The sequence below is a fragment of the Nonomuraea sp. NPDC005983 genome (assembly GCF_040614375.1).
Classification (GTDB): Bacteria; Actinomycetota; Actinomycetes; order Streptosporangiales; family Streptosporangiaceae; genus Nonomuraea.
The window spans coordinates 67624-74799 of sequence record NZ_JBEXUP010000026.1 but is presented as its reverse complement, the minus strand read 5'-3'; the positions used below and the strand labels follow the sequence as shown (position 1 = coordinate 74799).

Annotated in this window: 5 protein-coding genes and 1 pseudogene; 5 read left to right on the top strand and 1 reads right to left on the bottom strand. The window is 71.7% G+C overall.

Going from position 1 to position 7176, the window contains the following annotated elements; translation table 11 throughout:
• The 3 genes and pseudogenes from ABZ297_RS15030 to ABZ297_RS15020 form a co-directional block, all read left to right on the top strand.
• A pseudogene (locus ABZ297_RS15030) lies at positions 1 to 1559 on the top strand (SARP family transcriptional regulator); the annotation flags it as partial.
• 74 nt (positions 1560 to 1633) lie between these two features.
• Positions 1634 to 2239, top strand: coding sequence for a hypothetical protein (locus tag ABZ297_RS15025; protein ID WP_355345145.1), 606 nt, complete (start codon positions 1634 to 1636; stop codon positions 2237 to 2239).
• Positions 2223 to 2783, top strand: coding sequence for an OmpA family protein (locus tag ABZ297_RS15020; protein ID WP_355345142.1), 561 nt, complete (start codon positions 2223 to 2225; stop codon positions 2781 to 2783). Before ABZ297_RS15025 ends, ABZ297_RS15020 begins: the two co-directional genes overlap by 17 nt.
• 44 nt (positions 2784 to 2827) lie before the next feature.
• Here ABZ297_RS15020 and ABZ297_RS15015 read toward each other — a convergent pair whose 3' ends face one another.
• Entirely contained in the window at positions 2828 to 3904 is a 1077-nt protein-coding gene (locus tag ABZ297_RS15015) for a trypsin-like peptidase domain-containing protein (RefSeq protein WP_355345139.1), read from the bottom strand.
• 115 nt (positions 3905 to 4019) lie between these two features.
• On the opposite strand from ABZ297_RS15015, the gene ABZ297_RS15010 reads away from it, so the two are divergent.
• Both ABZ297_RS15010 and ABZ297_RS15005 read left to right on the top strand, forming a co-directional pair.
• Positions 4020 to 4910, top strand: coding sequence for a hypothetical protein (locus tag ABZ297_RS15010; protein ID WP_355345136.1), 891 nt, complete (start codon positions 4020 to 4022; stop codon positions 4908 to 4910).
• 62 nt (positions 4911 to 4972) lie between these two features.
• On the top strand, positions 4973 to 7150 hold the full coding sequence (locus ABZ297_RS15005) for an acyl-CoA dehydrogenase (protein ID WP_355345133.1): 2178 nt from the start codon (positions 4973 to 4975) through the stop codon (positions 7148 to 7150).
• Positions 7151 to 7176: the final 26 nt, after the last annotated feature.

Here is a 7176-nt window from a genome sequence, read left to right as displayed (position 1 = left end):
CCAGGAAGCCGGGCTGGACGCTCGGCCACCTGGCCGGGCGGCTGGGCGACGAGCGCCGCAGGCTGGACGAGCTGAGCGCCGGCGACCTCGCCGTCCGCGGCAGCCTGGCGCTCGGCTACCGCGGCCTCGCCGACCAGGAACGGCGGCTGCTGCGCCGGCTGGGGGCGCTGTCCGGGCCCGACTTCGCGCCCTGGGTGCTGGACGCCGACCTGGAGCCGCTGGCCGAGGCGGGCCTGCTCCAGTCCCGCGGCCTGGATGAGTCGGGGCAGGAACGCTACGGCTGGCACGACCTGACCAGGCTCTACGCGGCCGAACGGCTGGCGGAGGAGGAGGGCGGCCCGGCCCGCGTCCTGGCGGAGCTCGCGACGGGGATCCTCGCCAGGGTCAGGCACGCCCGCTCGGCCCTCCTCCCGGCCGAGCCCGGCTCGGGCAGAACCCTGGCCCGCACCGCCGACCACCTCCAGCAGCCCGGCCGCCCAGCCGGGTGGCCGGTGCGGGGCGGAGAGGATGGGCGATACCCCGGCGCGGCCGGATGGCTCGTGGAGGGTGACGTAGGTGCCGGCGCGGGTGGTGTTCAGGGTGGTGGCGGGTGGTTGGTGGAGACCGGGAGGTTGCGGCAGGACGCGCGGTGGCTGAGCGCCGAGCGGCGGTTCCTGGTGGCCGCCGTCGCCGACTTCTACCAGGCAGGGCTGTACGAGGCGGCCTGGCGGCTGGCGTTCTACCTGACTCCGCTGTTCGAGCTGGGCGCGCATCACGACGACTGGCACGCCACCACCGCCACCGGCCTGGACGCCGCCCGCGCGGCCGGGCACCGGCAGGGCGAGGCGCTGCTGCTGCGCGGCCTGGCCGACCTGCACAGGGCCGAGGGCAGGACGCAGGCCGCGGCCGCCGCGCTGAGGGCGGCCCAGCCGCTGGCCGAAGGGCTGGAACTGGCGCGGATCACGCTCAGGCTCGGCCTGGTCGAGCCGCGCAGAGCCGACGCCGAGCGGGCCCTGAGCCGCTCTCTTCGGGTGTTCGAGGAGGCCGGAGACCAGCGAGGCAGGGCCGACGCGTTGCGGGCGCTCGGCGCGCTCCAGGGTGACCGGGCCCGGCTGGAGGAGAGCTTGGCGGCCTACCGCGATCTGGGCGATCCGCGCGGTGAGGCGGAGGCGCTGCTGGACCTGGCCAGGCTGCACCTGGAGGCGCGCCGCCACGCCGAGGCCCGCGCGTGCGTGGAACGGCGGATCGCCGTCAACCGCCGCCTCGGCGACCGCCTGCCGGAGGCGGTGGCACGGCTCGTCCTGGCGACGATCGCCAGGCGGGAGGGCGACCCCGACGCCGCGGCCGCGTCCGCGGGGCAGGCTCTGGAGACGTTCACCACACACAGCGACCGGCGTAACGCCGGAAACGCCCTGCTGGTCATTGCTGAGGCGCACCTTGACAGAGACGCGATAGATGAGGCTGTTGATGCGCTAACGCGTGCTATGGGAGAGTTTGACGTCCTTGGTGACAGGCGCGGCCTGGCCGAGGCCGAACGGCTCGCGCAGGAGGCGCGCAGGCGTCGCGGCCTTGGGATATAGCGCACTATGCGGATCCTGAAGGTCGCCTGGCTACCGTCGAGCCACGAGTCGGACCCCCGAAAGGTGACCAGAACATGCGGAAGACGATCGCGCTGGCTGTCGCGGCCGTCGCCCTGACCGGCTGCGGCATGCTCCCCGGCCAGCAGGGCGGCGGGGGCGAGGAGAAGCAGGCGCAGCAGCCGGTGGCCGAGAAGGCGACCACGGAGCCTATCGCCACGGCGTCCGCCATGGAGCCCGCCACTGAGCAGAGCGCGCCACCGCAGCAGGACAAGGTGATCGCCACCCGCGAGTCGCGCGTGACGTCCGCCGGCCAGTCGGGCCAGGCGCGGGTGGACATCACCGCGCTCAAGCGCCAGGGCAAGACCGTCATCCTGAACTGGACCGTCACCGCCCTCGACGGCCGCGTCAACATGCACAACGGGATGAGCACCGGCACGCTCAACTACACGGTCGACGCCGTCTCCCTGATCGACCCGGTCAACCTCAAGCGGTACCGCGTCGCGCGCAACGGCACCGGTCAGGACAGCCAGTGCGTCTGCTCCGACACCCAGGGGCAGTTCCTGAACAAGGACGACGCGACCTCGCTCTACGCGATCTTCGCGGCCCCTCCCGCCGACGTCACGAAGATCAACATCGAGATGCCGATGATGGGCGTGCTCACCGATGTTCCGATCTCTTAGCCTGGCCGCCGCCCTGGTCCTGTCGCCGCTCCTGTCACCCACGCCCGCTCCCACCCCCACCATCCCGCCGGACGTCAACGCGGCCGTGGAGGACCTGGTCCTGCCCGTCGAGGACGTCATCGGCGAGGTCGAGTCGCTCGACGGCACCGAGAGCGAGACCAAGCAGGGCACCCAGGTCACGGTCGCGCTCACCAGCGACGTGCTGTTCGCCCTCGACAAGTGGGTGCTGACCGCGAAGGCCAGGCAGCGCCTCCAGCAGGTCGCGCAGAAGGTCAGGGACGAGAGCGCCGGCGGCGTGGTCAAGGTCCAGGGGCACACCGACGACCAGGGCTCGGAAAGCTACAACCGCACCCTGTCGCAGCGGCGGGCGCAGGCCGTCGAGCAGGCCATGCGCGGCATGCTCGCGGGCGCGAACGTGACCCTCCAGGCGCAGGGGTTCGGCGAGAGCCGCCCGAAGGTGCCCAACATCGTCGACGACAAGCCCGTGGAGCGGAACCGGGCCAAGAACCGCCGCGTCGAGATCGTCTTCGACGTCAAGCGGTGAGCACGGCGGACGTCAGGTGGTGAGCGCGTCGCCCCTACGGCCGGTCAGTCGCCCTGGAGCTCTCCCAGCGTCGCGGTGACGATGTCGGTCGAGCCGTCGGACCGTACCACCTTGACCTTGACCTTGGTGCCCGGCTTGTACTTGGTCAGCTCCTCGGACAGCGCGGCCATGGTGGTGGTGGGCGTGTCGTTGACCGCGGTGATCACGTCACCCGGCCTGATCCCGGCCTTGTCGGCGGCGCCACCTGGCTGGACCTCGGCCACGGCGACCCCGCTCGGCTGGTTGTCGGCGCCGATGAGCGTGCTGCCGCTGACGCCGAGCGCGGCCCGGTGGCTGTTGGTGACCTTGCCGGACTTGATGATCTGCGAGGCCAGGTCGGTGGCGGTGTTGCTGGGGATCGCGAAGCCGATGCCCGGGGCAGGGCCGCCGCCCAGCTGAGGGTCCGTCGCGGCGAGGGTCGGGATGCCGATCACGCGGCCCGACAGGTCCACCAGCCCGCCGCCGCTGTTGCCGGGGTTGATCGCCGCCGAGGTCTGGATCGCGCCGCTGATCGTCGCGCCGGGCGAGGGCGGCTCCTCCGGCTCGGTCACCGTCCGTCCCAGCGCCGAGATGATCCCGTTGGTGACGCTGCCCGACAGGCCGAGCGGGTTGCCCATGGCCAGCACCAGCTGGCCGACCTGCAGCTTCGAGGAGTCGCCGAATGTGGCGGGGCTCAGGCCCTTCGGGTCGAGAACCTTGATCACGGCGAGGTCTCCGGCCTTGAAGGACTTCACCACCTTGGCCTGGCGCGGCGCGTTGCTGTTGGCCAGGGTCACCGTCACCCGCGTCGCCTGCCCGATCACGTGCGCGTTGGTGATGATGTGTCCCTTCGTGTCGAAGACGATGCCGGAGCCGAGCCCGGTCTTGGTGTTGATCTGCACGATCGACGGCAGCACCTGCTTGATGACCTGCTCGTAGGAGCGCTCGACGGCCTGCGTCTCCATCTGTCCGGCGGGGTGTGAGGCGGTCGGCGCTGGGGTGCCCCTGGCTGTGGGGGGCTGGCCGCCAGGGCGGCTGGGCACGGCGGTCCCGCAGCCGCTGAGCAGCACTGCGGCGGCCGTCGCCGCGACAACCTTCCTCATGCGGGTTATCTCCCCGTTTTGCCCCGAAAGATACGTTTCCGCGACGGTACAGAATTTGATTCTGCACAGGGAATAGTGGAATTGCCCCTCTCCCTAGTGACGTAACCTGAAGGCCATGGCGGACGTCGGCGACCAGTACCCCTCCAGCGACTCTCCCACCACCCCGTTCCGCAAGGTCGTCCTGCCCGCGGAGGAGACCGTCCGGATTCCCCGCCCGTCGCCGCAGCGGCCGTACCTCCCGCCGCCGCCACCGCCCAAGCGCGGCCCGCTCTCCCGGGTCGGCGACATCCCGATCAAGGTCGTCTACCTGCTGGCCGCGATCGTCGCGACCGTCGTGGCCGTCCTGCTCATCTTCGTGATCTTCTCGGGGGACGTGCCCAAGCAGCCGCCGCAGCCGAAGGTCGTCCCCGTCACGCCGGCGCTCAGCGCCACCCCCACGCCCAAGGCGACGACGGGCGCCATCGTGCTGCCGGCGACGCCCGCCAAGCAGGCGCTCCCGCGTCTGCCCGGCAAGGCGTCCGCCACCATCGGCACCATCACCGACCGCACGACCGGCATCCGCTACCCGCGCCTAGGCAAGCCGTGGAAGGCCAGGTCGTACCCGCCGTTCTCGGTCGCGCAGCGGGTCGGCAAGGTCGCCGTCCCGCACACGGTGATCGCCTCGGCGATGCTGCCGGGCGACGAGCCGCTGGCCAAGCCGAAGAAGGTCGCCGACTACCGCGAGATCGCCGTCCGCGGTGTCAGGTGGACCCTGCTCACCCAGTACCCGAAGGGCGCCACGCTGGCCTGGACCGGCTCGCGGAATCTGCCGCTCGGCAAGGGGTGGACCCTCGGCTACAAGGTGACCTACCCGGTGGGCAGCGGGCGGCGGACGTCGCAGGCCCTGCTGTCGGTGATCGAGGTCGGCAAGACCAAGCCCGCGATGCTGCTGGCCTCGATCCCCGAGAGCGGCAAGGCCCACTGGCGGGACCTGAACACGATCGCGAAGGCCGTACGCCCCCTGTAGCACAGAAGCATTCTCTAGAATATGGTTCTGGTATTGCCCGTAACCTGGCTGGAGGGTGTGCGATGGCGATCGGATTGAGCGAGGAGCACGAGGCGCTCCACGAATCTGTGAGCGGCTGGGCGAGCCGGAACATCCCGGTTGAGCTGCTGCGAGCCGGGGCCGACGAGCGTCCCGCGTTCTGGGCGGGCCTCGCCGAGCAGGGGCTGCTCGGCCTGCACCTGCCCGAGGAGTCCGGTGGGTCCGGCTACGGGCTGCTGGAGGCCGCCGTCGCGATCGAGGCGCTGGCCGAGCGGATGGCGCCCGGCCCGTACGTGCCGACCGTGCTCGCCGGCGCGGTCATCCACGCCTCCAAGCGCCACGAGCTGCTGCCCGGCCTCGCCGACGGCACGCTCACCGGCGCGGTCGCACTGACCGCCGCGCTGGAGGGCGCGCCCGACGGCGACGGTTCGCTGGTCGTCTCCGGCACGGCCGACCCCGTGCTGGGCGGGTCCCTCGCCGACGTGCTCGTGCTGCCCGTGTCCACGGCCGACGGCGAGCAGTGGATCGCGCTCGACGCCTCCGCCGCCCGCGTCACCTCAATCAAGTCGCTGGATCTGACCAGGCCTGTGGCCCGGGTGGAGCTCGACTCCGTGGCCGTCCCCGCCGACCGTGTGCTCGACGGCGTCGCGGGCCCCGACGTGCGCGGCCTGGCCGCGATCCTGTTCGGCGCCGAAGCGGCCGGGCTGGCGTCCTGGTGCGTCTCGGCCGCCTCCGACTACGCCAAGGTACGCGTCCAGTTCGGCCGCCCGATCGGGCAGTTCCAGGGCATCAAGCACAAGCTGTCGCGGATGCTCGTCGCGCTGGAGCAGGCCCGCGCCACCGTCTGGGACGCCACCCGCGCCACCGGCAGGGAGCAGGAGTACGCCGCGGCGATCGCCGGGGTGATGGCGCCCGACGCGGCCGTCCAGTGCGCCAAGGACGCGATCCAGACCTTCGGCGGCATCGGCTACACCTTCGAGCACGACGTCCACCTGTACTACCGGCGCGCGCTCACGCTGCGCGCGCTGCTCGGCCCGTCCGCCGAGTGGGCCGCCACCGTGACCGCGCTCGCCCTCGACGGCGTCGCCCGCGAGATGGAGATCGACCTACCCGAGGACGCCGAGGAGCTGCGCGAGTCGATCCGCGCGGAGATCGCGGAGCTGGCGCGACTGGAAGGCAAGGAGCAGAAGCGGGCGCTGGCCGAGCGCGGGTTCGTCATGCCGCACCTGCCCAGGCCGTGGGGGCGCGGAGCCAGGCCGCTGGAGCAGGTGCTGATCGCGCAGGAGCTGAAGGCGGCCAAGGTCAGGCTGCCGGCGATGATCATCGGTGCCTGGGTGGTGCCGTCCATCGTCTCGTACGGGACGACCGAGCAGCAGGAACGCTTCCTGCCCAAGACGCTCAGCGGCGAGCTGATCTGGTGCCAGCTCTTCTCCGAGCCCGGCGCGGGCTCCGACCTGGCCTCGCTGCAGATGAAGGCCGAGAAGGTCGAGGGCGGCTGGAAGCTCAACGGCCAGAAGATCTGGACGTCCGTCGCGCACGTCGCCGAATGGGGCATCTGCATCGCGCGTAACTCGTCCGAAGGGTCCAAGCACGAGGGCATCACGTACTTCCTCGTCGACATGAAGGCGCCCGGCGTGACCGTCAGGCCGCTGACCGAGATGACCGGAGAGAACCTGTTCAACGAGGTGTTCCTGGACGACGTGTTCGTCCCGGACGACCTCGTCGTGGGCGAGGTCGGGCAGGGCTGGAAGGTCGCCAGGAACACGCTGTCGAACGAGCGGGTCTCGCTGTCGTCCGGCTCGGGCGGCACCGGCGCGTCCGTGCCCGACCTGCTCGGGCTGGTCGGCAGGCTCGGACGGGAGCTGACACCGGTCGAGGCCCACGAGGTGGCCGGGGTCGTCTGCGAGGGGCACTCCATCAACGCGCTGTCGCTGCGGGTGACGCTCAAGCAGCTCGCGGGCTCCGAGCCGGGCGCCGACGCGTCCGTGCGCAAGCTGCTGTCCACCTCGCACGCGCAGCACGTGTCCGAGACGGCGGTGAACCTGCTCGGGACGGCCGCCGTGGTGGCGGCCGACATGACGCTCGGCGACGTCGGCTACTGGAACAGGGCCGTCCTCGCCACCCGGGCCATGACCATCTACGGCGGCACCACCGAGGTGCAGCTCAACATCATCGGCGAGCGCATGCTCGGCCTGCCCCGCGACCCCGAACCCGGCAAGTAACGCAGCAGGCCCTGAGGGCAGGCTCG

What these genes read in the sequence shown, in the direction of transcription:
- ABZ297_RS15025 (WP_355345145.1), top strand. Translation starts at nt 1,634, where the DNA reads ATGCGGAAGACGATCGCGCTGGCTGTCGCGGCCGTCGCCCTGACCGGC.
- ABZ297_RS15010 (WP_355345136.1), top strand. Translation starts at nt 4,020, where the DNA reads ATGGCGGACGTCGGCGACCAGTACCCCTCCAGCGACTCTCCCACCACC.
- ABZ297_RS15005 (WP_355345133.1), top strand. Translation starts at nt 4,973, where the DNA reads ATGGCGATCGGATTGAGCGAGGAGCACGAGGCGCTCCACGAATCTGTG.
- ABZ297_RS15020 (WP_355345142.1), top strand. Translation starts at nt 2,223, where the DNA reads ATGTTCCGATCTCTTAGCCTGGCCGCCGCCCTGGTCCTGTCGCCGCTC.
- ABZ297_RS15015 (WP_355345139.1), bottom strand. Translation starts at nt 3,904, where the DNA reads ATGAGGAAGGTTGTCGCGGCGACGGCCGCCGCAGTGCTGCTCAGCGGC.